Source organism: Pseudomonas sp. S3_G06, assembly GCF_054667565.1.
This window is the reverse complement of the sequence record NZ_CP162738.1, coordinates 2,554,840-2,581,671: the sequence shown is the minus strand read 5'-3', so window position 1 is coordinate 2,581,671 and position 26,832 is coordinate 2,554,840. Positions and strand designations below refer to the sequence as shown.

At 61.3% G+C, this 26,832-nt stretch carries 13 protein-coding genes and 2 riboswitches; of the genes, 8 read left to right on the top strand and 5 right to left on the bottom strand.

Annotation, left to right across the window (positions count from 1 at the left end; all coding sequences use genetic code 11):
• Positions 1-113: 113 nt before the first annotated feature.
• Complete coding sequence (locus AB4N47_RS11495) at positions 114-7,475, top strand: dermonecrotic toxin domain-containing protein (protein ID WP_341637685.1); 7,362 nt, start codon at positions 114-116, stop codon at positions 7,473-7,475.
• A 49-nt stretch (positions 7,476-7,524) separates the two neighbouring features.
• On the opposite strand, the gene metH is transcribed toward AB4N47_RS11495, so the two are convergent.
• Entirely contained in the window at positions 7,525-11,235 is a 3,711-nt protein-coding gene (gene metH / locus AB4N47_RS11490; protein WP_341637684.1) for a methionine synthase, read from the bottom strand.
• 155 nt (positions 11,236-11,390) lie between these two features.
• On the opposite strand from metH, the gene AB4N47_RS11485 reads away from it, so the two are divergent.
• Both AB4N47_RS11485 and nfuA read left to right on the top strand, forming a co-directional pair.
• Positions 11,391-13,685, top strand: a complete 2,295-nt coding sequence (locus AB4N47_RS11485; RefSeq protein WP_341638015.1) for a fatty acid cis/trans isomerase — start codon at positions 11,391-11,393, stop codon at positions 13,683-13,685.
• Positions 13,686-13,788: 103 nt separating this feature from the next.
• On the top strand, positions 13,789-14,373 hold the full coding sequence (gene nfuA, locus AB4N47_RS11480) for a Fe-S biogenesis protein NfuA (RefSeq protein WP_003225494.1): 585 nt from the start codon (positions 13,789-13,791) through the stop codon (positions 14,371-14,373).
• Between the two features lie 115 nt (positions 14,374-14,488).
• Here the strand turns inward: nfuA and cobM are convergent, their stop codons facing one another.
• From cobM to AB4N47_RS11460, 4 genes are all read right to left on the bottom strand, one after another.
• Complete coding sequence (gene cobM, locus AB4N47_RS11475) at positions 14,489-15,235, bottom strand: precorrin-4 C(11)-methyltransferase (protein WP_341637683.1); 747 nt, start codon at positions 15,233-15,235, stop codon at positions 14,489-14,491.
• Between the two features lie 78 nt (positions 15,236-15,313).
• Positions 15,314-15,727 (bottom strand): cobalamin biosynthesis protein, encoded by a 414-nt coding sequence (locus tag AB4N47_RS11470; protein ID WP_341637682.1) that lies wholly within the window; start codon positions 15,725-15,727, stop codon positions 15,314-15,316.
• Positions 15,724-16,425, bottom strand: coding sequence for a CbtA family protein (locus tag AB4N47_RS11465; protein ID WP_056785224.1), 702 nt, complete (start codon positions 16,423-16,425; stop codon positions 15,724-15,726). Before AB4N47_RS11465 ends, AB4N47_RS11470 begins: the two co-directional genes overlap by 4 nt.
• Positions 16,426-16,436: 11 nt before the next feature.
• Positions 16,437-16,634 carry a CbtB domain-containing protein gene (locus AB4N47_RS11460; protein WP_016774486.1) on the bottom strand — a complete coding sequence of 66 codons (198 nt, stop codon included), beginning with the start codon at positions 16,632-16,634 and terminating at the stop codon, positions 16,437-16,439.
• Positions 16,635-16,757: 123 nt separating this feature from the next.
• A riboswitch (cobalamin riboswitch) is annotated at positions 16,758-16,976 on the bottom strand.
• 786 nt (positions 16,977-17,762) lie between these two features.
• A riboswitch (cobalamin riboswitch) is annotated at positions 17,763-17,974 on the top strand.
• Positions 17,975-18,073: 99 nt separating this feature from the next.
• On the opposite strand from AB4N47_RS11460, the gene cobW reads away from it, so the two are divergent.
• From cobW to AB4N47_RS11435, 5 genes are all read left to right on the top strand, one after another.
• A complete protein-coding gene (cobW, locus tag AB4N47_RS11455; protein WP_341637681.1) occupies positions 18,074-19,138 on the top strand; it encodes a cobalamin biosynthesis protein CobW in 1,065 nt (354 codons plus the stop codon).
• Between the two features lie 3 nt (positions 19,139-19,141).
• Entirely contained in the window at positions 19,142-22,990 is a 3,849-nt protein-coding gene (gene cobN, locus AB4N47_RS11450; protein WP_460154540.1) for a cobaltochelatase subunit CobN, read from the top strand.
• 230 nt (positions 22,991-23,220) lie between these two features.
• Complete coding sequence (locus tag AB4N47_RS11445; protein ID WP_122610530.1) at positions 23,221-24,231, top strand: ATP-binding protein; 1,011 nt, start codon at positions 23,221-23,223, stop codon at positions 24,229-24,231.
• Positions 24,204-24,896 (top strand): vWA domain-containing protein, encoded by a 693-nt coding sequence (locus AB4N47_RS11440; protein WP_341638014.1) that lies wholly within the window; start codon positions 24,204-24,206, stop codon positions 24,894-24,896. The genes AB4N47_RS11445 and AB4N47_RS11440 overlap by 28 nt, the downstream gene beginning before the upstream one ends.
• Positions 24,897-25,253: 357 nt before the next feature.
• Positions 25,254-26,813, top strand: a complete 1,560-nt coding sequence (locus AB4N47_RS11435; protein WP_122699206.1) for a TerC family protein — start codon at positions 25,254-25,256, stop codon at positions 26,811-26,813.
• Positions 26,814-26,832: the final 19 nt, after the last annotated feature.

Genomic DNA, 26,832 nt, shown 5'->3' with positions numbered 1-26,832 from the left:
CCGAGGCAGGACAGGTCACATCCGCTTACCACTGATGGTTGCGCTATATCCGGATAACGCAGAAGCGATAACGCGACATGGTTTGCTGAGCGCTCCATCAACAAGGAGTGACCATGATCGCTATCCCCCCCAAACCCGTGTCGACGCAGCCTGCGTCGACCGCTCGGCCGGCAGACGTCAGTCAGTCAGTAAAACCCATTGCCACGCAAAGCCTGCACGGCGAGTTTCTCGAGGCCTCGATCCCGCAATGGTTGACCGAGGCTTCGCCGCAACGGCGCGAAGCCTTCAAGGCGGTTGCGACAACGTTGCCAGCCTGGTATCAGGATGCGACGCCGGCCCAGCGCAAAACCGTGGACGACACGTTCAAGGCCAGTGTCATCGCCCAGAACAGTCTCGACAAGCGCATGGCGAAACTTCAGGACGTCGAGACGTTTGCCCGGCCATTGGTCATCAAAGCGCTGAAAGACAAACACTCGCTGGATATCGATGTCGACAAAACGCTGCTGTGTCTGCGCCGCCCGGTTGAGATCGGTATCCAGCGAATCGAGCTGGCCTCATTCGAGGCGCTGAAGATAACGCTGCTGGAAGCCGCACTGCACAACTTCGAAGCTGGCGAATGCGAAGGGACCTACCATTCAAGCTCTGGTTTTGTCGTGGCAACCACCACGGCGCAGACGTTCGACCACGTAGAGATCGGTATTTCGGTCAGCCAGTTTCTGCGCCTTTGCCGCGATCTGGATATCGGCCAGCAATACCAGACTTACCTGCAAGAATTCTTTCATCCTGAGGAAGCGGTGGCTGAGGCGTTGCTTGCCGAACGCTTCATCGCCGCCCAGAAGGCGACGCTGCGCGCTGCGGCCGAGCAGGCGCTGTTGCAGAAGGATATCGAGGCGGCGGATCACGCGATGATCCTCTCGGTGATTGACGGCGAGATGCACCCCTGGATGGGTAAAAAACAGGTCTGGTTCAAGGACCTGGGGTTGATGAAAAAAAGACTCACCGGCTGCGTCGCGTTCGTCATCTGCGAGAAATACCGCTACACCGACGAACTGATTCTTTACATCCCGCACGATCCTGAACATCCGCTCAAGCGCTACACGTTCCAGCAGATGCGCGACGAACTCAAACGCTTGCTCACTGCACGCGACGCTCTGCAACAGACGGGCGCGGAGCCCACCGCCTACCAGCGCTTTCTCGGCCAGTTCCTGCCTTATGACCAGCGTCCCGAGTATTTCAGCCAGTTCAGGCAAAAGGCGGCTGACTCACCGGGCGATGGCTGGGATCTGCTGCGCTCGCCATGGCTGGCAGTGCTGCAGGGATTCACCGGCGGTTCAGCGTTCACCCGCATTCAGCAGGTACCGCCCGAACGCCAGGTCAAATGGGAGCCAGTGGCGGACCCTTATATCGCACCGTCCACCCTGGGACGCAAGGGGCAGGGACTTTGGGCTCCTAACGAGGACCTGTGGCAATACCTCTATAGCCAGAACCGCACCAAGCTGATCGATGATGCCCGAAGCCACGCGGTACCGACTGCCGAGGTAGACGCGCGAGCAAGGGACGCCAAACTGGCCCATCTGATGCAACTTGGCATGCTCGGTCTGAACATGGTCTCGATGTTCGTGCCTGTGTTGGGCGAAGTGATGATGGTGGTGATGGCCGGGCAACTGCTCTATGAAACGCTTGAGGGCGCAATCGAATGGGCCGAGGGCGATCGGCGTGCGGCCAAGGATCATTTGATCGATGTGGCGGAAAACCTTGCGCAGATTGCGCTGATGGCCGGTGTGGGCGCCGCCGTAAGGAAAATCTCGAGCGCCAAAGCCGTGCCGGTCATTGAAAGTCTGCATCCGGTGAAGTTGCCCAACGGCGAAACCCGGCTGTGGAAACCCGACCTGAGCGCTTACGAGTCGACTGTTGCACTGCCTGACAGTCCCGGGCCAAACAGTGCCGGCCAGCACGTGCTTGAGGGTAAAACCTATATTCGCCAGAGCGGCAAGGTCTATGAGCAGTTTTTCGATGCATCGATCGGCAAATGGCGAATCAGGCATCCGACCGACATCAACGCCTGGCAGCCGGTGCTCCACAGCAATGGAAGCGGTGCCTGGCGGCATACTTTGGAACGTCCGCAGGATTGGGATCGTCTGACACTGTTGCGGCGCATCGGCCATGCAACCGAAGCCTTCTCCGATGCACAGCTGATCAAGGCTGCCGATATCAGCGGTGTCAGTGAAGCCGCATTGCGCAAGATGCACATTGATTCTTCGCTGCCACCACCGGAACTGACCCAGGCCATGCGCATGATGCAAGCAGACGGCAACGCGGCACTGGTTGTCGAGCAGTTGCGCGGGATAAAACCGATCGATGAACTGTACCTCTACGCGTTGCCGCTGATCACCGAAATGCCGCGCTGGCCGGAGAACCGGGTGCTGGAAGTCTTCGACGGCGAGCAATTGTCCGGCAAGTCCGTCAGGTATGGCTCCGCGCGGCGGTTTCGCGACATCGGCGTCAAGTCACCCATTCAGATATCGCGGGCCGATATCTCCAGCGGTGAACTGCCAGCACGTATCCTCGCGGCGCTGGACGAGTCAGAAATCACTCGGCTGCTGGGCGAGCAGGGTGCACGGGTGCGCAATGCCCGGCCGGCAGAGTTCGGCCAGCAGATCGCCGACTACGCCAGCACCCGCCAGCCGGCGATTTACGACAGCATTTACCTGGGGACCGACCCCGTCGATCCGCAGGTCGTGCGTTTACAGAAGGCCTGCCCGGGACTCAGTGAACCGGCGGCACAAACGGTGCTGGCACATGCTCGCCCCGATGATCTTGAGCAACTCGGCGCAGGGCAACGAATACCGCTGCGTCTGTTGGAGGAGGCCCGCTGGTACGCGCGCCAGAGTCGACAGGTAGCGGCATATGCCGGTCTGCGCAGCGAAAACGTCGCTTCTGCGGACAGCCGGCGCCTGGCGTTGCACACGCTGGAGCAATTGGCGGGTTGGCCCGACAGCCTTCGCATTGAAGTACGCGAAGGCCACGACGCCGGCATGCTGCTCGACAGCATCGGCAGTGAAACCGCCGGCGAGAAAAAATACCTGATCAAAACAGGCGTTCAGTTTCAGGCATACAACGAGCGCGGTGAGGCACTCAACAGCCTGCCTCGCAACGGCGACAATTTTTACTCCTCGATCATGCATGCCCTGCCTGATCATGCGCGCCGCAGCCTCGGTGTCCCTGAGGTCGGGCAGTCCGCAGAGTTGCAAGCCAAGATCATCGATTACGCCGACCAGCACCAGGGTGATGCCCACGCGCTGCTGGCCCCCCAGGCCAAGTGGATGAAACCGCCGGTGCGGGTGCACGGCACGTTGATCGGTTATCCCGCCAGTGGACGCGGCGCGGGATGGGCACCGAATTTGCTGGCTCATGTGCAGGATATCTACCCGCAACTGACCGACGAACAGGCTCGCGGCTTCCTCCTTGACCAATATCGGGCAGGAAAAGACAACCGCGCCATTTTCGAGCTGTTGCAATCCCGTCGGCGTGAGTGGGAACAACTGAATGCGACGCTGGATGAATGGGCAGGGACAGCGACGGCGGCGCCCTGGGAACGTTCCGGAACCAATTACAAGTTTCGCACCGCTCAAGCGCTCAAAGCCTGCTGGCGCAACGCTTCGTCCACTGGGCTCGCGGGTGCCGATCAGCTCTTGATTCTCACCTACGATCCTCTGCCAGAGCTGACCGCCGACTTTGCTCACGTGCGTGAACTTTCGATTGGCGGCGGCGGCTTGACCGACGCCAATGCTGACGCCTTCCTGGCACGATTTGCCAATATCGAAAAGTTGTCGCTGGGGGAGCGGGGCAGTCTGTTCGGCACCTATATGGCGCGCGAGCAGTCACTGACGACCTTGCCCCTGAGCGTGACTCGCATGTCCGCGCTAAAAAAGCTCAAGTTCAGAACGCCAGCCAGAGTGATGGCTTCCGATCTGTCGACAAGATTGCGTAGGCTGACCGCCCTTGAGGAGCTTCATCTCGATTTTCTCGGCGGCGCAGGCAGTCCGCCTGATTTGGATCTGGCCCCCCTTGCAGGACTGAAGAAACTCAAGATCGAAGCGGCGGGTCTGAGGCAGTGGCCGGCTTATGTGGAACAACTGCCTGAGCTGGAGCGTCTGGATCTGACGCAGACCGCCATCGCTTCCCTACCACAGACCCTCTATGCCGGGCACGAGAAACTCTGGGCCGGTTTGTCCCTGGACTGGTCGAGGTTCTCCCATGGAGCGTTCAAACCGGCTTACGACTATGTAAAAAACTACATGGGGGAGTGGGGGCATCTGGTTGACCTGGATTCGATGGTCCGCCGCTACTGCGCCGGGGAACTGAAGTTTCTGACGGGTGAGGCCGGGCGTCTCAACCCGTTACCTCAGCGCATCATGAGTCTGTGGAACACGCCGGAAACCCGACTTAAAGCCGTGGAGATTCTGCGCGTGGAACACAACGCAATTTTCCGCCAGTTCTACGAGGCCAGCGCATCCGCGGAGTTGCGTACGGCGACGCCGGCAGCGCGCTGGCAAGCGCCGCCCAATGCCCGGGTGGTTCGTGCACTGGAAAAAAACTGGCGCGCGGCCATACGCCGGCGTTATCGCTTGAACGATGACGTTCGTCCCTTCGATGCTGAGGACGGGATATCCGCCAGCGATCTGGACGACGCCAGCATGTTTGAACTGATTGACACCGCCTGGACGCAGGGCGCGGAGTCGGTCAGTGAGCTGCCGCAATTGCCGGCCGGTACGTTTGCTCATGTGCAGAGGGTTCGGCTGGACCGGTTGACTGTGCCGGTCGAACAGATCCGCGGCTTTCTCCAGGCATTCAGTGGCGCCACAAGCCTGGAAGTCACTGCTTGCGGTTTGACAGAAGTGCCGGTCCGGGCAGCCGATATGACCCGGCTTGCACAGCTGGACCTGTCTTTCAACCGTATCGCCGTGACCCCTGAGGTTCAAGGTCAATTCAACGCGCTGAGCAATCTGGAACATCTCAATGCCCGCCTCAATCGGCTGGACACACTGGACGTTTCTCGCCTGACCGGGCTCAGGACGCTGAACCTCAGCTCAAACGGGCTCAATGAGTGGCCGAGGGGGGCGGAGAACCTGGCGCATTTGCAGGCACTGGATCTGCGCCATAACACCATCGGATCGCTCCCGGAACAGGTGCTTGCCAACGACACCGTGCTGCTCAAGACCCGGCTGCTGAACAACCGCTTCAGTGTCAGCGGCGAAGCGAGCATGGAGGCGGCGCAGCGACGTGTCGAAATGACCTTGGGTTTGCCCGAAGGGGCGCTGCAACGGTTCGAATCGCAATCGGCTTCGTTACCCGCCGGTTTCGGCGGTGCCACGCCTGACACGGCATCCAATCGCGCCGCTCATCTATTGCCGCTGCCACCCGCCACGGCCATTACGCAAGGCGCCGACATGAGCCGTACCGTGGTGGAAATCTTTCCGTCACTTTCGCTTGAAAATGCCCAGGCCAGCGTTGAGCGTTTACGCAATGAAGGTCTGTCCCCTGAGCAAATGGTCGGCAGACTGAATCAGTGGCGAGCAAGTAACGAGGCGTTGACGCGTGAGTTGAACGGCTGGATCTTCAACGCGGCGCAAGGGGCTGGTGAAAGGGCGCAGCCATCAACAAGGTACTTCGATGCGACCAGAATCCGCGCTTGCTGGCGGGACGGACTCACGGGCCATACCGAATCCGCCGGGCGGACGCTGAGCCTTTCAGCGGGTGGCATGGGTGATTTGCCTGCGCTGTCGAACGTGTTTTCCCATGTGCGAACACTGGACCTGACCGGGGCAAAGTTTTCCGTCGAGAGCTTCAACCTGTTCTGCCCGGCCTTTCCTGAGTTGACCACTCTGATGCTCAATGGCACTGGCCGGGCACGCCTGCCGGAAGCTGTCGCCAGTCTGAGCCGGCTCGAACGGCTGGAATTGAGCGGTAATCGCCTGGCCGAGGCGCAATCGGTGTATCAGCACGCGAGCGGGGCGCGGCTACGTTGGCTCGACCTCAGTCACAATCAGCTGGAAGAATTCAACGCCGCAACCTTCAGCCGTCTGGAAACCCTCAACCTCGGCCAGAATGGCCTGGAACGCTGGCCTGAAGGCGTGCTTGAACTGGCGCATCTGCAAAGGCTGGACCTGTCGGGCAACAACATCATGGTTTTCCCGGACCGGCTGTTGGGCGGCAATCATGAGGCGCTCGTGGCAGGCACCGATCTGTCGGAGAATTCGCTGGAGCTTAACTCGCTGGAGCAGATCAGGGACTACAGCGTTGCGCATGGCGGCGGTGACGTGCTGGGCTACACGCCGGAGACCTTGCAGCGCCTGATCGCCGAGCGTATGAGCGACTCGGAAAGCGATACCGGTTCCGAATCGGATTCGGGCTCAGGCTCTGGCTCTGGCTCTGGCTCCGACAGCGACAACGATGATGACCCGCGTGGCGGAGGCGGTGGCGGTAGCAGGCCCGTGGATGTGCATGCCGGTGTGGAGGCAGCGGAGGTGATTGCCAATCCGGCGCAGGACGTGGCGGCACCGGCGATGGATATATGGATGACCTATACCCATGCAGATGCGCGTGCAGCGCGGCAAGCGCTATGGCTGCAATTGGCTCGACAGGCCAACCATGAGGCGTTCTTTCATTTGCTCTCGACTTTGCCCGACACCCTGGAATTCAGGTTTGCCGGTGCCGATCTGACCCACCGGGTCTGGCAGGTGATCCAGGCTGCCACGGAAAACGCTGAACTGCGCGAGCTGCTGTTTCTCAACGCCGAAACCCACGGCACGTGCCCCGATGGCCGGATCCTGTCTTTCAGCGAACTGGAAACCCGCGTCTATGAGTTCAACGCCCTGCGCGACATTCCACGGCATCGTCCGCTGCAACGCGGCAGGGCGTTGCTTGATCTGACTCGACGGCTGTTCCGCCTGGAAAGGGTGGATCGACTGGCCGAAGCCGCCGCCAGGAACAAGGACCGCGCGGAAGTCCGCCTGCAATACCGCATCGGCATGACGCGCGGCTGGCCGGACGACCTGGAGTTGCCGGCGCAACCCGAACACATGTTGTACGCCTCACCGATTCGCGGGCGGCGATTGCTCGCCGCGCGCGCCGCGGTTCTCGCGGACGAGGCATCCCCCATGTTTCTGGAAGATCTGATTGCGCGGGACTACTGGATCCGCTATCTGCAGGATCGCCACATCGAGGCGTTCGAGGCACTTGAGCGCGAAGCCACCCGGCGGCACGAAGCGGTCGAGGATGCCTACCCCGATAAAGAAAACAGCGATTATCTGGACGCGATGAGGGTGCTTGAAATCGAACTGGCGGATGCGCGTATCGAGAAACTCAAGGCTTTGACTCGCACAGAACTGGAGAGCCTGGCGTCGCAGGATGCGGGAGCGTCGCCACCGGCCCCATCCTCACCGAAACCCGGGCCTTCGTGGCGCCGCGACTGATTGATCGAGCAGACCTGGGAGCAGGGCGCTCCCAGGTCTGAGGTCCGACTCAGCTGTCATAACCCAGATTCGGCGCCAGCCAACGCTCGGTCACGCTCAGGTCCTGGCCTTTGCGCGCGGTGTAGCTTTGTACCTGATCCTTGTCGATTTTGCCCACGGCAAAGTATTGCGCCTGCGGATGAGCAAAGTACCAGCCGCTGACCGCAGCGGCGGGGAACATCGCATAGTGCTCGGTGAGGAACACACCGCTGCGCCCGGCGCGCATTTCCGCGGCTTCCGGGTCGAGCAGGGTGAACAGCGCGGCTTTCTCGGTGTGATCCGGGCAGGCAGGGTAACCGGGAGCGGGGCGGATGCCACGGTATTGCTCTTTGATCAGCGCATCGTTGTCGAGGGTCTCGTCCTTGGCGTAACCCCAGTGCTCTTTGCGCACTTGCTGGTGCAGCCATTCCGCGCAGGCCTCGGCCAAGCGGTCGGCGAGAGCCTTGACCATGATCGAGTTGTAATCGTCGCCGGCGTCCTGATAGGCCTTGGCGACTTCTTCGGCGCCGATGCCAGCGGTGGTGATAAAGCCGCCGACATAATCGGTGACTTCGCTGTCCTTCGGCGCAACGAAGTCGGCAAGGCAGAAGTTCGGTTTGCCGTCGGTCTTGATGATCTGCTGACGCAGGTGATGCAGCTTGGCCAACGGCTTGCCGTTATCGTCGTACAACTCGATGTCGTCTTCGTTGACCTGATTGGCTGGCCAGAAACCGAACACCGCACGGGCGCTGATCAGCTTTTCGTCGATCAGTTTGGTGAGCATTTCCCGGGCGTCCTTGTACAGCGCAGTGGCGGCGTCACCGACCACTTCATCTTCAAGGATGCGCGGAAACTTGCCGGCCAGGTCCCAGGAGATGAAAAACGGCGTCCAGTCGATGTACTCGGCCAGCACGTTCAAATCGATATTGTCGAGCACCTTGCTGCCGGTGAAAGTCGGTACCACTGGCTGATAATTGGCCCAGTCGAATTGCGGCTTCTTCGCGATCGCGGCGGCGTAGCTCAGGCGTTCGGTACGGGCGCTGCGATTGGACGTACGCTCGCGCACGTCGATGTATTCCAGGCGGGTCTTCTCGACGAAACCGGCCTTGAGTTCCTTGGACAACAATTGTGTCGCCACGCCGACGGCGCGCGACGCGTCGGTCACGTAGACCACGGCATCGTTGCTGTACTTTGGCTCGATCTTCACCGCGGTGTGCGCTTTCGACGTCGTCGCGCCACCGATCATCAATGGCAGATGGAAATCCTGACGCTGCATTTCACGGGCAACGTGGACCATCTCGTCCAGCGACGGCGTGATCAGGCCGGAAAGGCCGATGATGTCGCATTTTTCTTCCTTGGCGACCTGCAGGATCTTCTCGGCCGGAACCATCACGCCGAGGTCGACGATGTCATAGCCGTTGCAACCAAGCACCACGCCGACGATGTTCTTGCCGATGTCGTGCACGTCGCCCTTGACCGTGGCCATGAGGATCTTGCCCTTGGCTTCCGGCTTGTCGCCTTTCTCCAGTTCGATGAACGGGATCAAGTGCGCCACGGCCTGCTTCATCACGCGCGCGGATTTCACCACTTGCGGGAGGAACATTTTGCCGGCGCCGAACAGGTCGCCGACGATGTTCATGCCGGACATCAGCGGGCCTTCGATCACTTCGATCGGCCGCGCAAACGACTGGCGGGATTCTTCGGTGTCTTCGACGATGTGCGTGGTAATGCCCTTGACCAGCGCATGTTCCAGACGCTTGTTGACGTCCCAGTTGCGCCACTCTTCGGTCTCGGCTTCCTTGACGCTGCCGTCGCCCTTGTACTTGTCAGCGATGGCGAGAAGGGCGTCGGTGCCGTCCGGGGTGCGGTTGAGGATCACGTCTTCGACCGCGTCGCGCAGCTCGACCGGAATCTGATCGTAGATTTCCAGCTGGCCGGCATTGACGATGCCCATGGTCAGCCCGGCGCGGATCGCGTAGAGCAGGAACACCGAGTGAATCGCCTCACGCACCGGGTTGTTGCCACGGAACGAGAACGACACGTTGGACACGCCGCCGGAGCTCAGCGCGTACGGCAGCTCATCGCGGATGTAGGCGCAGGCATTGATGAAGTCGACGGCGTAATTGTTGTGCTCTTCGATGCCGGTAGCGACGGCGAAGATGTTCGGGTCGAAGATGATGTCTTCCGGCGGGAAGCCGACTTCGTTGACCAGGATGTCGTAGGAACGTTTGCAGATTTCTTTCTTGCGCGCTTCGGTGTCGGCCTGACCGGCTTCGTCGAAGGCCATCACCACCACCGCAGCGCCGTAGCGCTTGCACAGCTTGGCGTGATGGATGAACTGCTCGACGCCTTCTTTCATGCTGATCGAGTTGACGATGCCCTTGCCCTGGATGCACTTGAGGCCGGCTTCGATGACCTCCCATTTCGACGAGTCGATCATGATCGGCACGCGCGAGATATCCGGTTCGCCGGCGATCAGATTGAGGAAGGTGACCATGGCCTTCTTCGAATCGAGCATGCCCTCGTCCATGTTGATGTCGATGATCTGCGCGCCGGCCTCAACCTGCTGCAGAGCGACTTCGAGGGCTTCGGTGTAGTTGTCTTCACGGATCAGGCGGGCGAATTTTGCCGAACCAGTGATGTTGGTGCGTTCGCCGACGTTGACGAACAGCGAGCTGCGATCGATGGTGAACGGCTCCAGACCGGAGAGGCGGCAGGCCTTGGGGATATCCGGAATCTGCCGCGGCGCGTAACCGGCCACGGCTTTGGCGATGGCTTCGATGTGGCCCGGTGTGGTGCCGCAGCAACCGCCGACGATGTTGAGAAAACCGCTCTGGGCGAATTCTTCGATGACTTTGGCGGTCTGCGACGGCAGTTCATCGTACTCGCCGAATTCATTCGGCAGGCCGGCATTCGGGTGCGCGGAAACGTGGGTACTGGCCTTGTTCGACAGTTCTTCCAGGTACGGCCGCAGTTCGCTGGCGCCGAGGGCACAGTTCAGACCTACGGAAATCGGCTTGGCGTGGGCCACCGAGTTCCAGAACGCTTCGGTGGTCTGGCCGGACAAGGTACGGCCGGAGGCGTCGGTGATGGTCCCGGAAATCATGATCGGCAGTTCGAGGTGCAGCTCCTCGAACACGCCCTGCACGGCGAAGATCGCCGCTTTGGCGTTGAGGGTGTCGAAGATCGTTTCGATCAGGATCAGGTCGGCGCCGCCCTCGATCAGGCCTTTGGTGGCTTCGGTGTAGTTTTCCACCAGCTCATCGAAGGTCACGTTGCGGTAGCCGGGATTGTTGACGTCGGGCGACAGCGAGCAGGTGCGGCTGGTCGGGCCGAGCACGCCGGCAACGAAGCGCGGCTTGGCCGGGTTTTCGGCGGTCTTGGCGTCGGCAATCTTGCGCGCCAGACGTGCGCCTTCTACGTTTAACTCGTACGCCAGCTCTTGCATGCCGTAATCGGCCATGGAAATCCGCGTGGCGTTGAAGGTGTTGGTTTCGAGAATGTCGGCGCCGGCGTCCAGATAGGCTTTTTCGATGCCGCCGATCACGTCCGGACGGGTGATCACCAGCAGGTCGTTGTTGCCCTTGACGTCGCTCGGCCAGTCCGCGAAGCGTTTGCCGCGATAATCCTGCTCTTCGAGCTTGTAGCTCTGGATCATCGTGCCCATCCCGCCGTCGAGAATCAGGATGCGCTCTTTGAGGGCTTGCTTGAGAGCTTGAAGGCGGACGCTGCGATCGGACATGTGGACTACTCGAAAAGACCATTATGAAGGAGCGCGATCATAGCAAACCTGTGCGCTTTTGGAGCATGTGCAGCTTTTGCATGAATATCGCTCATGTTGGTGCGAGCGTCATGACGGTAGAATCGCAGCCTTTTTTTACCATCGAGATCAGCAGCATGCCGCACCGCTTCATCAGTTTATGGTTGCTGGTCCTGAGCGGGAGCGTTGCGGCGCAAGATCCCGCCATTTCTTCTTCCATCTCCTACAGCCGAGACATCCAACCGATCTTCACCGAGAAGTGCGTAGCCTGCCATGCGTGCTATGACTCGGCCTGTCAGCTCAATCTCGGCAGTGGCGAAGGCGCCGCCCGTGGCGCGAGCAAGATGCCGGTATATGACGGCGAACGCACCCAGGCAGCACCGACCACGCGCTTGTTTTACGACGCCTTCGGCAAGCGCGCCTGGCAGCAGAAAGACTTCTATTCGGTGCTCGACGCCCAGGGCAGTCAGGCCGCGCTGATGGCACGCATGCTCGAACTCGGCCACAAGACGCCGCTGACGCCCAACGCCAAGCTGCCGGAAGAGATTGTTCTTGGGCTCAATCGCAACAATCTATGCGCAATGCCTGCGGAGTTCGACGGATATGCCGGCGCGCACCCGAAAGAGGGCATGCCGCTGGCGGTCACTGGCCTGACCGAACAGCAATACCAGACCTTGCAGCGCTGGCTGGCGTCTGGCGCGCCGATCGACGAACAGAGCCTGGCACCGAGTGCCAAAGAGGCGATGCAGATCCTGCAGTGGGAAAACCTGCTCAATGCCCCCGGCGCCCGGCAAAGTCTGGTCGGGCGCTGGCTGTTCGAGCACTGGTATCTGGCGCACATCTATTTCAAGGACGGCGAGCCGGGGCATTATTTCCAGTGGGTACGGTCGCGTACGCCGAGCGGCCAGCCGATCGACCTGATCGCCACGCGCCGCCCCAACGACGACCCGGGCACGCAGGTGTATTACCGCTTGTGGCCGGTGCAGGGGGTGATCGTGCACAAGACGCACATCACTTATCCGCTGAGCGCGGCGAAAATGGCCCGGATCAAGAGCCTGTTCTACAGCGGCAACTGGCAGGTCAATGCGCTGCCGGGTTACGGCCCGCAGAGCCGTGCCAATCCGTTTGCCACTTTCGAGGCGATTCCGGCGCAGGCGCGCTATCAGTTCATGCTCGATAACGCCGAATACTTCGTCCGCACCTTCATTCGCGGCCCGGTGTGCCGTGGGCAGATCGCGACCGACGTGATCCGCGACAACTTCTGGGCGCTGTTCCAGGCGCCGGAACATGATCTCTATATCACCGACCCGAACTACCGCGGCCAGGCCACGCCGCTGCTGGCGATGCCGGGGCAGAACGACGATGTCGGCAGCGTGCTGAGTCTGTGGCGCAACTACCGCGACAAGCGCAACGAATACGAGGCACTGCGCCGTGACAGCTATGCCGATCTGCCGGCGCCGAGCTGGTCGACGCTGTGGGCCGGCAACGACAATGCCTTGCTGAGCATTTTCCGCCATTTCGACAGTGCTTCGGTGACCAAGGGGCTGATCGGTGAGGTGCCGCAAACCATGTGGCTGTTCGACTATCCACTGCTCGAGCGCACCTACTATCAGCTCGCGGTCAACTTCGACGTGTTCGGCAACGTCTCCCATCAGGCGCAGACCCGTCTGTATTTCGACCTGATCCGTAACGGCGCCGAGCAGAACTTCCTGCGCCTGATGCCCGCTGACTCGCGCGAGGATTACCTCAACGATTGGTACCAGGACGGCGGCCAGTTCAAGATGTGGCTCGATTACGAGGCCATCGATGACGACAAACCGACCGCGCTCAAACTCGACGAAAAAGACCCGAAACACGATTTCGCCATGCAGTTGCTGGCGCGCTACGGTGATCTGAACGCGCGGCCGGACCCGATCAATCGCTGCGACGGCGCTTATTGCTCGCGACCGAATATCGATCCGGCGTTGCAGAACGCCGAGCAGGCCCTGAGCCGTCTGGCCTCGCGACCGGCAGCGGGACTGAAAGTCATTGACCAGTTGCCCGAGGCGACCTTGCTGCGCGTCGAAACCGCCAGCGGCAAGCGCGAGGTCTACAGCGTGCTGCGAAACCGCGCGCACAGCAACGTGGCGTTTTTGCTCGGTGAGTCGCGGCGCTATCAGCCAGGGCTCGACACCCTGACAATCTATCCGGGCGTGCTCAGCAGTTACCCGAACTTCATGTTCAATGTACCGGCCGAGCAGGTGCCAGCGTTTGTCGATGCGATGGAGAATGCCAGGGATGCCAATCGGTTCGAAAAAATCGTCGAACGCTGGGGCATTCGTCGCAGTCATCCACAGTTCTGGCTGTATTTCCACGATCTGAGCCAGTACATCCACGAAACCGATCCGGTGGAAGAGGGTGTGCTGGATATGAACCGGTACGAGAACCTTTGAGCATTCGCAGGCATATGCCGGGATTCTTTCCCGACAAAAAAACTAGGACTTTGTCAGTCGCGCCGATTGGCGTAAACTGCGCCCAAGCCTGCGAGGAGTTTTTATGACCGCTATTACCATTACCGACGCCGCCCATGATTACCTGGCCGATCTGCTCTCCAAGCAGAACACCCCGGGCATCGGCATCCGTGTCTTCATCACCCAGCCTGGCACCCAGTACGCCGAAACCTGCATTGCCTACTGCAAGCCGGGCGAAGAGAAGCCTGAAGATACCGCGCTGGGGCTGAAAAGCTTCACCGCTTACATCGATTCCTTCAGCGAAGCGTTTCTTGACGACGCCGTTGTCGACTATGCCACCGACCGTATGGGCGGCCAGCTGACCATCAAGGCGCCAAATGCCAAGGTGCCGATGGTCAATGCCGACAGCCCGGTCAACGAGCGCATCAACTACTACCTGCAGACCGAAATCAACCCGGGGCTGGCCAGCCACGGCGGTCAGGTCAGCCTGATCGATGTGGTCGAGGACGGCATCGCTGTGTTGCAGTTTGGTGGCGGTTGCCAGGGCTGCGGCCAGGCCGACGTGACCTTGAAGGAAGGCATCGAGCGCACTCTGCTCGAGCGCATCCCGGAGCTCAAGGGCGTTCGCGACGTGACCGACCACACGCAGAAAGAAAACGCCTACTACTAAGGCGTTCGCTGCGAACATGAAAAACGGCGCCCCGTGAGCGCCGTTTTTTATGCCTGTGGTTCGATCGTGCCCACGCTCTGCGTGGGTACGCAGCCCGGGACGCTCCGCGTTCCACTCACGGTCGATACAGATGCGCATGCCCGGCGCGATACAACGAAGACTCGCTAAACACCTCACTGCCCAGCACCCGCCCGACCAGAATCAACGCCGTGCGCCGAAACGCTTTGGCCTCGACCTTTGCGGCAATGTCCGCCAATGTTCCCACCACCCAATCCTGATCCGGCCACGTTGCCCGGTGAATCACCGCAATCGGGCAATCCGCACCGTAATGCGGCAACAGTTCAAGCAGTATCTTTTGCAGATGATTGACCCCCAGATGAATCGCCATGGTCGCGCCATGTTGCGCCAGACTGGCCAGTTCCTCGCCGGCCGGCATCGCGGTCTTGTCGGCGTAACGGGTCAGAATCACGCTTTGCGAGATATCCGGCAGAGTGAGCTCGGCGCCCAGCAGCGCTGCGCATGCTGCCGTCGCGGTCACGCCCGGAATGATCTCGAAAGGAATGTTCAGCTCACGCAAGTAGCGGATCTGCTCACCGATCGCGCCGTACAGACCTGGATCCCCCGAATGCACACGGGCAACATCCTGGCCTTTAGCATGGGCAGTTTTGATCAGATCGATGATTTGTTCCAGATGCAGTTCAGCGCTGTTGGCCACGATTTCGGCCTGATGACCTTCCAGCACCGCTGCGGGTACCAGCGAACCGGCATAAATGATCACCGGGCAGTTGCGAATCAGCCGTTGGCCTTTGACGGTAATGAGTTCCGGGTCGCCGGGGCCGGCGCCGATGAAGTAGACGGTCATCGTTGAATCCTTGTGAAGAAGCGCAGCCGCACCTCAGATGAAGTGTGCTCATGATCAATGGCGGGGATTATCGGGATTTTACCCGGCGCCGGCCAACGCCAGCGTGGCCTGCGCATATTTCAGCCGGGGAATCAGCAGTTTCACCGGAGCCTGAATCAGTTGCTCGGCCAGCGCCAGCGCGGCGCTTTCCGCCACGCCGTAGCAGCCGGTGCGCTCAAAGGCGATCTGCGATTGATGACTGAGGCGCTGTTGATAGGGCGCCAACTCGGCACTGTTGAAATACTGCAGGGGCAGGTTCAATTGTGTGGCCAGTTCCAGCAACCCCGGTTCGTGGCGCTTGAGGTCGATACTCGCCAAAGCCTTGACCGCTCGCAGCTCGATGCGGTGCGCCTGCAACGCTTGATCGAGTAATGCACGCAACGTACTGGCCGGGCAGCCGCGCTGGCAGCCGAGGCCGACCACGAGGGTCGGCGCTGCGCGGTCATCGGTCATGCCTGATATGGACCTGCGCTTTTACGGCGGAACAACCATGCACTGATCAAGCCCAAGGCCAGCCAGAACGCGACGTTGGTCAGCTGCGAAGCGATTTTGAACTGGGTTTCCAGTGCCTCTGGGGCAAGCATCGAATGCACCTGCGGTTGCGGCGCGCCGATCACATGCGGCACGGCGAGAATCGCCACACCGAGAAGCTTCATCAGCCAGTGACGACTGAAGGCGATCAGTGCCAGGCCGACGGCGGTCGAAGCGGCGGTGCCGATCCACCAGATCTGCCGCGAAGCCAGATCGGCAGCCGCAGTGCCCGGCAATTCAGGTGGCAGGCCCAAGGTCGGCGCGAGTACGAACGTCGCGTAACCGGCCAGACCCCAGAGCAGCCCTTGCGAGGTTTTGGTTGGCGCGCGCAAGGTGTACAGGCCGGCGAGCATCAGGGCGAAACCCACCGCCACCACCAGATTACCGCCAGTGGTCGAGACCACGCGCTGCCAGCCGTCTTCCGGCTCCCAGGCTTCGCCATCATGGCTGTGGGCGGCGGTGCCGGCGGCGTGTTCGTGAACTTGCGCGACCGGTTCGGATTTCTCGAAGGTTTCGGCCTGCAGAATCAGTGGCGATACCCAGAAACTCTGCAGCAGGGTCAGCAGCAGGGCGGCCAGCAAGCCGGTGAAGCCTGCGGTTTGCGCAATACGCTTGATCATCTCGGCAAGCCTCAGTGGCACGGGAACGCGGCGCTGTGGCGGGTATCGTGAGCGGCGTTGTGCACCGCTTCGATGTGCGAGAAGCCGGCGAACCAGACCAGACTGGCACCGAGGATCGAGGCGAAGAGGGCGGCGGCCACGCGTTGGCCGAGTGTGGTGCTGCTGGAGATGTGGTCAGTGTGGCTGACGGTATTGCTGATGATCGACATAGCGCTTCCCTCTGAAATGTCAGCGGGTAAACAGAGCGCATGAAAATCCCTGCGAGCCGGGCACGCAGGGATTTCGAACAGCGCCCGCCCACCGCGGGTTTGTTTGTGGTCAGCGGCGCTTGCGCGCGCTGGGTGTTGCGGGCCGGTCTCCGGGCTCGCGAGGGGTTGGCTGGTCGCCGACCTGCAAGCATCACCTTCCCATGCCGGGGCACAGTGGATCTGACGCTTCGCTCGCTTACCGTTGCGGGGGCAGCACCGGACTGACATGGCTTTGAGTAAAGCACATGATTCACCGGTTTCCCGTTTCACCCTGTGAAGGGCACCCGTAACAAGGTGGGCAGGAGAACATGGGTTTGGGTTTTTAGTCAATTTCCGGGGAGTTGTCGGTGCTGCGGTGGGGGGTTTTTCTGATGTTTTTGTGTGTATATCCGTTGCTGCGGTAACGGCTGCTTAGGGTTTCGCCCTTACGGCGACTCACTTTTTTTACAAACGCCTAAAAAAAGTAAGCAAAAAAACGCTTGCTCCTACGTTCGGCCCTCGCAGGCTCGGGTTCCTTCGCTACGGGACTGATCCGGGCGCAGCGGCTCCGGTTTGCTTCGCTGCACCTCCTTGCGCTGTGTTCGACTTCGTCGAACGGTCGCTGCGCTCCCACGCCCGGATCAATCCCTCCACTCAGCCTTCCGACGTCGCCGGTGGATCAAGATCAAGAGCACTCGAGCTTGCGCTCATTGTTGAGTGGGGCGGCTTCGCCGCGGGCAGCTGCGCTGCTTTGCTTTTGCTTTTGTGGGAGCGAGCCTGCTCGCGAAGGCGGCCTGACAGCCGACCTGTTCTTGAAGTGGTACCCAATCCAACTGTAGGAGCCGCCGAAGGCTGCGATCTTTTGATCTGGCTTTTGCTTTTGCTGTTGCTTTTGATCTTTTGCCCCTCCGTAACGAAGGTACCCCGAGCTCCAGCGAGCGGGCCGTACGCCGGGGCAAAGCCTTTTGGTTTCTTTTTTGCTGGGCCGGCACTCCGGCGTTTGAAAAAGGGACTCGCTGTAAGAGCGAAACCATAAGAAGCCGTTACCGCAGCAACGGATATACCCCCAGTTTCAGACTCACCGACCATTGACCCACGACGGACCCATGCGTAGCCTTGCGCTTTCGAGGTTCTTCGGCACTCGCCGAAGCTAAGAAGGGAACGCGGTCAAAGCCGCGGCTGCCCCCGCAACTGTGAACGGTGATGTTCGTTGCCACGCCACTGCCAGCTCAACCGATGAGCCAGCGGGAAGGCGCAATGGACGCCAGGTCTCGCGCCTGAACGCCGTCAGCCAGGAGACCTGCCTCGTCACAGATTCTCACTACAACCGGGCGGGGTGATCCGGTGGCGAATGCTTCCGGCGTGCATGCGCGCTGCCGGTTCTCGTCCCGTATGCCCGCCGCTTGCCAAAGGGCATACCGATGAAAACACTGGCCAAACTCCCCGTCACCATCGTCACCGGTTTCCTCGGCTCGGGCAAAACCACGCTGCTGCGGCACATGCTCGACAACGCTCAGGGCCGGCGCATCGCGGTGATCGTCAACGAGTTTGGCGAGCTCGGCATCGACGGTGAGATCCTCAAGCAATGCACCATCGGCTGCACCGAAGAAGAGGCCAGCGGCCGCGTATATGAGCTGGCCAACGGCTGCCTGTGCTGCACGGTGCAGGAAGAATTCTTCCCGGTAATGCGCGAACTGGTTGCCCGTCGCGGCGATCTCGACCACATCCTTATTGAAACCTCGGGCCTGGCCCTGCCAAAGCCGTTGGTGCAGGCCTTCCAGTGGCCGGAAATCCGTAGCGCCTGCACCGTTGACGCGGTGATCACCGTGGTCGACAGCCCGGCCGTCGCTGCTGGCACCTTCGCAGCGTTCCCGGATCAGGTCGATGCCCAGCGCAAACTCGATCCGAACCTCGACCACGAGTCGCCGCTGCACGAATTGTTCGCCGATCAACTGGCCAGTGCTGACCTGGTCATCCTCAACAAGGCCGACCAGACCAGCGCGGAAGATCTGGCTCGGGTGCGCGCTGAAGTCGCCGAAGAGCTGCCGCCAGCGGTAAAAATCATCGAAGCCAGCAATGGCCGCCTGCCGCTCGACGTGTTGATCGGCCTCGGCGCCGGCTCTGAAGAGCATATCGACGGCCGCCACAGCCACCACGATCACCACCATGACGGTGATGACGACGACCACGATCACGACGCCTTCGATTCGATCTCCATCGAATTGCCGCAAGCCGATGAAAGCCTGCTGCTCGACGCGCTGACGCAACTGGTGGTGCAGCACGGCATCCTGCGCGTGAAAGGCTTCGCGGCGATTCCGAACAAACCGATGCGCCTGTTGATCCAGGGTGTGGGCACGCGTTTTGACAAGCATTTCGACCGTCAGTGGGGCGCCGAAGAAGCGCGCGTCACGCGTCTGGTGCTGATCGGTCAGGAACTCGATGCCGCGCAACTCGAAGCGCAATTGCGCGCTGCGCTCAGCGTTTAAGCCATGCACCTGCTCAGGACCCAGCCCGGCGGATTCGTCTCGGACGACAACATTGCCGATCTCGGACAAACCCCCGCCGAGCTGGTGATCCTGTGCAGCGGCGATTCCAGCCTGGCGCTGCTCGCCGAGGCTGCGCAGCAATTGCCCGATGACTACCCGAGCCTGCGTCTGGCCAACCCGATGCAGGTGCAGAATCATGCCTCGGTCGATCTATATGTCGACGAAGTGCTGCGCCACGCCAAGGTCATTCTGATCTCACTGCACGGCGGCATTGCCTATTGGCGCTACGGTGTCGAGCGGCTGGTCGAGTTGTCCGAACGCGGCGTGCAACTGATTCTGGTGCCCGGCGATGACCGCCCGGACCCCGAGCTCAGTGACTTGAGCACGGTCAGCGCCGAAGTACGCGATAGACTCTGGCAATTTCTGCGTCAGGGCGGCATGGGCAATGCACTGGATTTCTTCCGTTGCCTGGGCCACCAATGGTTCGCCCGCGATTACCCGTGGAACGAGCCGCAAACCCTGCCGCGCACGGCGATTTATCACCCACAGAAAAACAGCGCTGCCCTGAGCGACTGGCAAGCCGAATGGCTGCCCGGTCAACCGGTGGCGGCGCTGTTGTTCTATCGCTCGCATTTGCAAGCGGCGAACACGGCGTTCATCGATGTGTTCTGCCAGCGCTTACAGGCAGCCGGGCTCAGTCCGCTGCCGATCGCGGTGGCCAGTCTGAAAGAACCCGGTTGCTTGTCGGTGGTCGAGGATTGGCTGGATGAAGTCGAGGCGGGGGTGATTATCAACACCACCGGTTTTGCCCAATCGAGTCCCGAAGCACCGCATCTGCGCCCGTTTCGCCGCAACATCCCGGTAATTCAAGCGATCTGCGCCCAGGACAACGAGCCCGGCTGGCGCGACAGCGAACAGGGCCTCGGGCCGCGTGATCTGGCGATGCACATTGCTTTGCCAGAGCTTGACGGGCGCATCATCAGCCGACCGATCAGCTTCAAGGATCTGGCCTGGCGCAGCGAGCGCAGCCAGTCCGATGTGGTCTGCTACCGCGCCCAGCCCGAACGCATGGATTTCGTCGCCGAACTGGCGCGGCGCTGGGTAGCTTTGGCACGCGTGCCGAACGGCGAAAAACGCATCGCGCTGATCCTCGCCAACTACCCGACCCGTGACGGCCGCATCGGCAATGGCGTCGGCCTCGATACGCCGGCGGCGGCGCTGAACATCCTCCGCGCATTGCGTGCCGAAGGTTATCCGATCACGGCCGAGTTGCCCGACAGCGGCACCGAACTGATCCAGCAACTGCTCGGCGGCGTCAGCAACGACCTCGACAGTCTCGACTTGCGCCCGTGCCAGCAGAGCCTGGCGATGGACGATTACCTGGCAATGTTCAATGCGTTGCCGCAGGCGAATCGCGCGGCGGTAGTCGAGCGTTGGGGATCGCCACACAACGATCCGATGTGTCGCGACGGCCGGCTGATGATCGCCGGTCTGCGTTTCGGTCTGACCTTTGTCGGCATCCAGCCGGCACGCGGTTATCAGGTCGATCCGAGCGCGGTGTATCACGACCCGGATCTGGTCCCGCCGCACGGCTATCTGGCGTTCTATTTCTGGTTGCGCAACACCTACGGGGCCCACGGCGTGATCCACGTCGGCAAGCATGGCAATCTCGAATGGCTGCCGGGCAAGGGCGTTGGGCTATCGGAAAACTGCTGGCCGGATGCGTTGCTAGGGCCGCTGCCGAATATCTATCCGTTCATCGTCAACGACCCGGGCGAGGGCGCCCAGGCCAAACGCCGCACGCAGGCGGTGATCATCGACCACTTGATGCCACCGCTGACCCGCGCCGAAACCTACGGCCCGCTGCGCAATCTGGAGCTGCTGGCCGACGAATATTACGAGGCGCAACTGCTCGATCCGCGCCGTGCCCGCGAGTTGCAACGCGACATTCTGCAACTGGTGCGGGACACGCAGATCGACAGGGAACTGCAACTGGATGCAGCGCTGGACAGCGACGCCGATGCGGCGATCTGGTTGCCGCGTCTGGACACTTATCTGTGCGACCTGAAGGAATCGCAGATTCGCGATGGGTTGCACATTTTTGGCGAATCGCCGAGCGGGCGCTTGCGTATCGACACCTTGCTGGCGTTGCTGCGCATCCCGCGCGGTGACGGCAAGGGCGCGCAGTCGAGTCTGCTGCGAGCACTGGCCAACGCGTTTGATCTCGGTTTTGATCCGCTGGATTGCGCCTTGGCCGATCCTTGGAACGGCCCGCGTCCGACCGAGTTGCAGACCATCAGCGAAGAAGTCTGGCGCACCGCCGGCGACACCCGCGAGCGCCTCGAATTGTTTGCCGCAGACTTGATCTCCCAAACACTGAACGTGCCCTGTGGGAGCGAGCCTGCTCGCGAAAGCGGTGTGTCAGTAAAAGAACAGCTGTCTGACCCGACGCCTTCGCGAGCAGGCTCGCTCCCACAAGGGTCGGGTTGGGCTGAGGTTAATTCGATAATCGAGCATCTGCGCGAAGTCGTCGCCCCACGGCTCGATGCTTGTGGCCCGGCCGAAATGCGCGGGCTGCTCGACGCCCTCAGCGGTCGTTTCGTCCCTGCCGGCCCCAGCGGTGCTCCGAGCCGTGGCCGTCTCGACGTGCTGCCGACCGGGCGCAACTTCTATTCGGTGGACGTGCGCAATCTGCCGACCACCACCGCGTGGCGCATCGGATTCCAGTCGGCAACGCTGATTCTTGAGCGACACCTGCAGGATCACGGCGATCACTTGCGCCAGCTCGGCTTGTCCGTGTGGGGCACCGCAACCATGCGCACCGGCGGCGACGACATCGCTCAGGCCATGGCGTTGATGGGCGTGCGTCCGATCTGGGCCACGGGCAGTCAGCGTGTGGATGATTTCGAGATTCTGCCGCTGAGTCTGCTCGATCGTCCGCGGGTCGACGTGACATTGCGGGTTTCGGGGTTTTTCCGTGATGCGTTTGCCAATCTCATCCGCCTGTTCGACGCCGCCGTGCAAGCGGTGGCCGCGCTGGATGAACCGGATGACTTGAACCCATTGGCCGCCAAGGTACGTGCCGAACGCGAGGCGCTGTTGCAGTCGGGCGTCGATGAAGACACCGCGCGGCGTCAGGCCGGGTGGCGCATCTTCGGCGCGAAACCGGGGGCGTATGGCGCCGGGGTGCAAGGCGCGATCGATGGGCGTCTGTGGCAGAGCCGCGAAGACCTCGCCGAGGTCTACCTGAACTGGGGCGCCTACGCTTACGGCGGCGCCGACGAGGGCACGGCTGCCCGCGAGCAGTTCAGCCAGCGCCTGAGCCAGGTGCAGGCAGTTCTGCAAAACCAGGACAACCGCGAGCATGACTTGCTCGATTCCAACGATTACTACCAGTTCCAGGGCGGCATGCTCGCGGCGGTGGAGACTCTGCGTGGCGAAGCGGCGGCCAGCTATCACGGCGATCACAGCCAGCCGGATTTGCCGAAGATTCGTACCCTGAAGGAAGAGTTGAACCGCGTGGTGCGCGCGCGCGCGGCGAATCCGAAGTGGATCGACGGAATCAAGCGTCACGGCTACAAAGGCGCGTTCGAACTGGCGGCGACGGTTGATAATCTGTTCGCCTTCGATGCGACTACGCAGTTGATCGATGACCATCAATATGCGTTGCTGGCGGAGGCATATTTGCTTGATCCGGCGACCCGGGATTTTGTTCGTGAACATAATCCGCATGCGTTGCGCGACATGACCGAACGCATGCTCGAAGCGCAGCAGCGCGGGATGTGGCAGGAGCCTGGGGCTTATAAAGAGGCGCTGGAGAATTTGCTGTTGGATGTCGAGGAAGATATGTAGCCGCTAAAAAGCTACCCTCACCCCAGCCCTCTCCCGGAGGGAGAGGGAGAGGGAGCCGATTTGTGTTGGTTTTGAGGCCTGAGTTCAAATCGATAATTCAGGTCGGCGCAACTTTCAAGAACACCCGGATCAGTTCCCTCTCCCTCTGGGAGAGGGTTAGGGTGAGGGCCACCCAACTGACACCCCACTAAAACTCAAGCACACCAAAGACCACGAAAGGGAAAACCCAAATGACCGACACCCCGCATTTCCCACTCTCCGCCGTGGTCGGCGCCGATGACTTGAAGCTCGCCCTGTGCCTGACCGCCATCGACCCGAAAATCGGCGGCGTACTCATCGAAGGTCCGCGCGGCATGGCCAAGTCGACGCTGGCCCGGGGCCTGGCAGATCTGCTCGCCAGCGGCCAGTTTGTCACGTTGCCGTTGGGCGCTACCGAAGAGCGGCTGGTCGGCACCCTCGATCTCGACGCTGCCCTGAGCGACGGTCGCGCGCAGTTTTCGCCCGGTGTTCTGGCCAAGGCTGACGGTGGCGTGCTCTATGTCGATGAGGTCAATCTGCTGCCCGACCACTTGGTCGACCTGCTGCTCGATGTCGCCGCCAGCGGTACCAATCTGATCGAGCGTGACGGCATTTCCCATCGGCATTCGGCCAAATTCGTCCTGATCGGCACCATGAACCCGGAAGAGGGCGAACTGCGGCCGCAACTGCTTGACCGCTTCGGTTTGAACGTTGCCCTCAGCGGCCACACCGCGCCCGCCGAACGCGGACAGATCATTCGCCGGCGGCTGGATTTCGACAGCGATCCACAAGGGTTCTGCGCGCAGTGGGCGAGCGAGCAACACATCCTGCGTTCGCGCTGTGAAAGCGCCCGCGAGCGCTTGGCAGCCATCCCACTGGATGACGCGGCATTGGCGTTGATTACCGAGCGTTGTTTCGCTGCTGGCGTCGATGGCTTGCGTGCCGATCTGGTCTGGTTGCGCGCGGCTCGCGCCCATGCGGCGTGGCGTGGGGCGGATGCGATTGCTGAAGAGGACATCGACGCGGTGGCCGAATTTGCCCTGCGCCATCGCCGTCGCGAGCAGCCCTTGGCCGGCGCGGAGCCACAAGCGCAATCTCCGTCAGGCGCAGACAGCAAATCCGGTGAAGGGCAGGGCCAGTGGGGCGAGATGCCGGCGACGGCGCAAGCCACCGGTACCCGCCGCGAAGTTCCGAGCTGGCCACCACTGGCAAAAAAGCCCTAGGCATTCGCCCCCGGTCCGACGCGGGGGCGAATGCCAGACCCCGTGCCGGACAACTAGACAATGGCCGCCAGGGCCAGCGGCATGCGGCCGGCAGCGGATCGGTGAACTGGCCGGGCACGCTGCTCAATGGCCGCCCCCAGCGCCGCGCCGATCTGCTGTTTCAACAGCGTACCCGCTCGCCCCATGAAATCTGGCTGGTGATCGTCGACGCGTCGGCCTCGACCCGTCGCCATCAGGCCTTGAGCGATGCCAAGGGCCTGCTCGCGCAGTTGTTCGACGATGCTTACCACCAGCGGGCGCGGCTGGCGTTGCTGACCGCCAGTGGTTTTGCGCCGAAATGGCAGGTGCAAGGCTTGAAGGCCTCAAGCGGCCTGCGCGTCTGGCTCGACGGTCTGGGCGCCGGTGGCGGCACGCCGTTGCTCGCGGCACTGGAACAGGCGCAGCAATGGCTGACGCTGCGGCGCAAGCGTTTTCCCGCCGAACAGCAACGCTGCCTGATCGTGACCGATGGTCGCGTGAAAGAGCTGTCGGCGTTGCCCGTGCTGGCGTGCCCCGGATTGCTCATCGACATCGAGCGCGGGCCGATTCGACTGGGCCGGGCGAAGGATCTGGCGACCGCGCTGCAAGCGCAGTATCAGCATATCGATGAGCTGGGTTTGCGCTGAAATCCGCCGCGCCGCTCGCACCCTGTGGGAGCGAGCCTGCTCGCGAAGGCGTCTTCAGCAACGCTGAAAATCTCCGGTCGAGTTCATTCATACAGATTTTGAAATGATTTGCCTCTGTAGAACAGGCCGGTTGAACCTGTACGCTCCAAGGCCATTTTTCATTCAGGATCTACATGAACACCCTCTCGGAGCCTCCCAGTCAGCACTCTCCAGCACGCCTTCGCGCGGTCTTGATCCTTTCGCAGCACCCCGTCTTCCGACTTCCGACTATGGTTGATAACGCGGCTCTTGAGCCTTTGCGTTGCACTTCGCCGTGTCCGGCCGCCTGAATTCACTGAAGAGAGATCGAGACGTTTTATGGAATGGTTAGCGGATCCCACAGCCTGGTTAGGCCTGTTGACTCTGATCGTGCTGGAACTGGTACTGGGTATCGACAACCTGGTGTTCATCGCAATTCTTGCCGACAAACTGCCGCCGCATCAGCGTGATCGCGCGCGGATCATCGGCCTGTCGCTGGCGTTGATCATGCGCCTGGGCCTATTGGCGAGCATTTCCTGGCTGGTTACGCTCACGCAGCCGTTGTTCGAGGTGTTCGACAAGAGCTTCTCCGGTCGTGATCTGATCATGCTGTTCGGTGGCGTGTTCCTGTTGTTCAAGGCGACGATGGAGTTGCATGAGCGCCTCGAAGGCCATGTCGGCGAGCGCTCGACCAACACAACCTACGCGCTGTTCTGGCCGATCGTGGCGCAGATCGTGGTGCTCGACGCGGTGTTCTCCCTCGATGCGGTGATTACCGCTGTGGGCATGGTCGATGAACTGGCGGTGATGATGATCGCCGTGATCATTTCCATCGGCCTGATGATCGTCGCCAGCAAGCCGCTGACCCGCTTCGTCAACGCACATCCGACCGTGATCATGCTGTGTCTGGGTTTCCTGATGATGATCGGTTTTGCCCTGACCGCAGAAGGTCTGGGCTTCCATATTCCGAAAGGTTACCTGTACGCCGCGATCGGTTTCTCGATCCTCATCGAAGTCTTCAACCAGATCGCCCGGGCTCGGCGCAAACGTTCGATGCAGGGCGTGCGCCCGATGCGCGAGCGCACAGCCCATGCGGTGATGCGTCTGCTCGGTGGCCGCAAGCTGGCGGCGGAGGAGGTTGGTGAGGAAATCTCCGACCTGCTGGACAACGGTGAAGCGCCGGTGGCCGAGCTGTTCGACCGTCGTGAGCGGGTGATGATCAGCGGTGTGCTGCAACTGGCGGAGCGGCCGATTCGCAACCTGATGACGGTGCGCGCCGACGTTGACCTGATTGATCTTGCCGATGACGCCGAAGCCATTCGCACGAAGCTGATGCATTCGTCGTATTCACGCTTGCCGCTGATTCGCGATGGCGCGGTGGACGAGCCGCTGGGCTTCGTACACAAGAAGGAATTGCTCAAGGAGTATCTGGCCGGCAACGAGCCGAACCTTGAGCATCTGGCACGCAAGACCGTCAATCTGCTCGACAGTTATTCGATCCTCAATGCCCTGGAGCAGATGCGCGCGGCATCGACGCACATCGCCTTCGTGGTCAATGAGTTTGGCGATTTCGTCGGCGTATTGACCATGACCGACATCCTCGAATCGATCGCCGGTGAGTTGCCCGATGCCAGTGAAATCGAAGGCCCTGATGTGGTCGAAGAGCGCGGCGGGTTTCTGGTCAGTGGCGCGCTGCCCTTGGCCCGCGTTCGCCAGCGTACCGGCTTCGATGCCGAGCCGACCGAGGATTATCAGACCATGGCCGGGTTGGTAATGAGTCTGCTGGATCGGTTGCCGATGACCGGCGATCGACTGGAATACGAGGGCTGGCAATTGACCGTCAAAGCGGTTGAAGAGCGACGGGTGACGCGGGTGTTGCTGGAGCGTGAGGTGGCTTGAGCATTCGTGGAATGGCGCA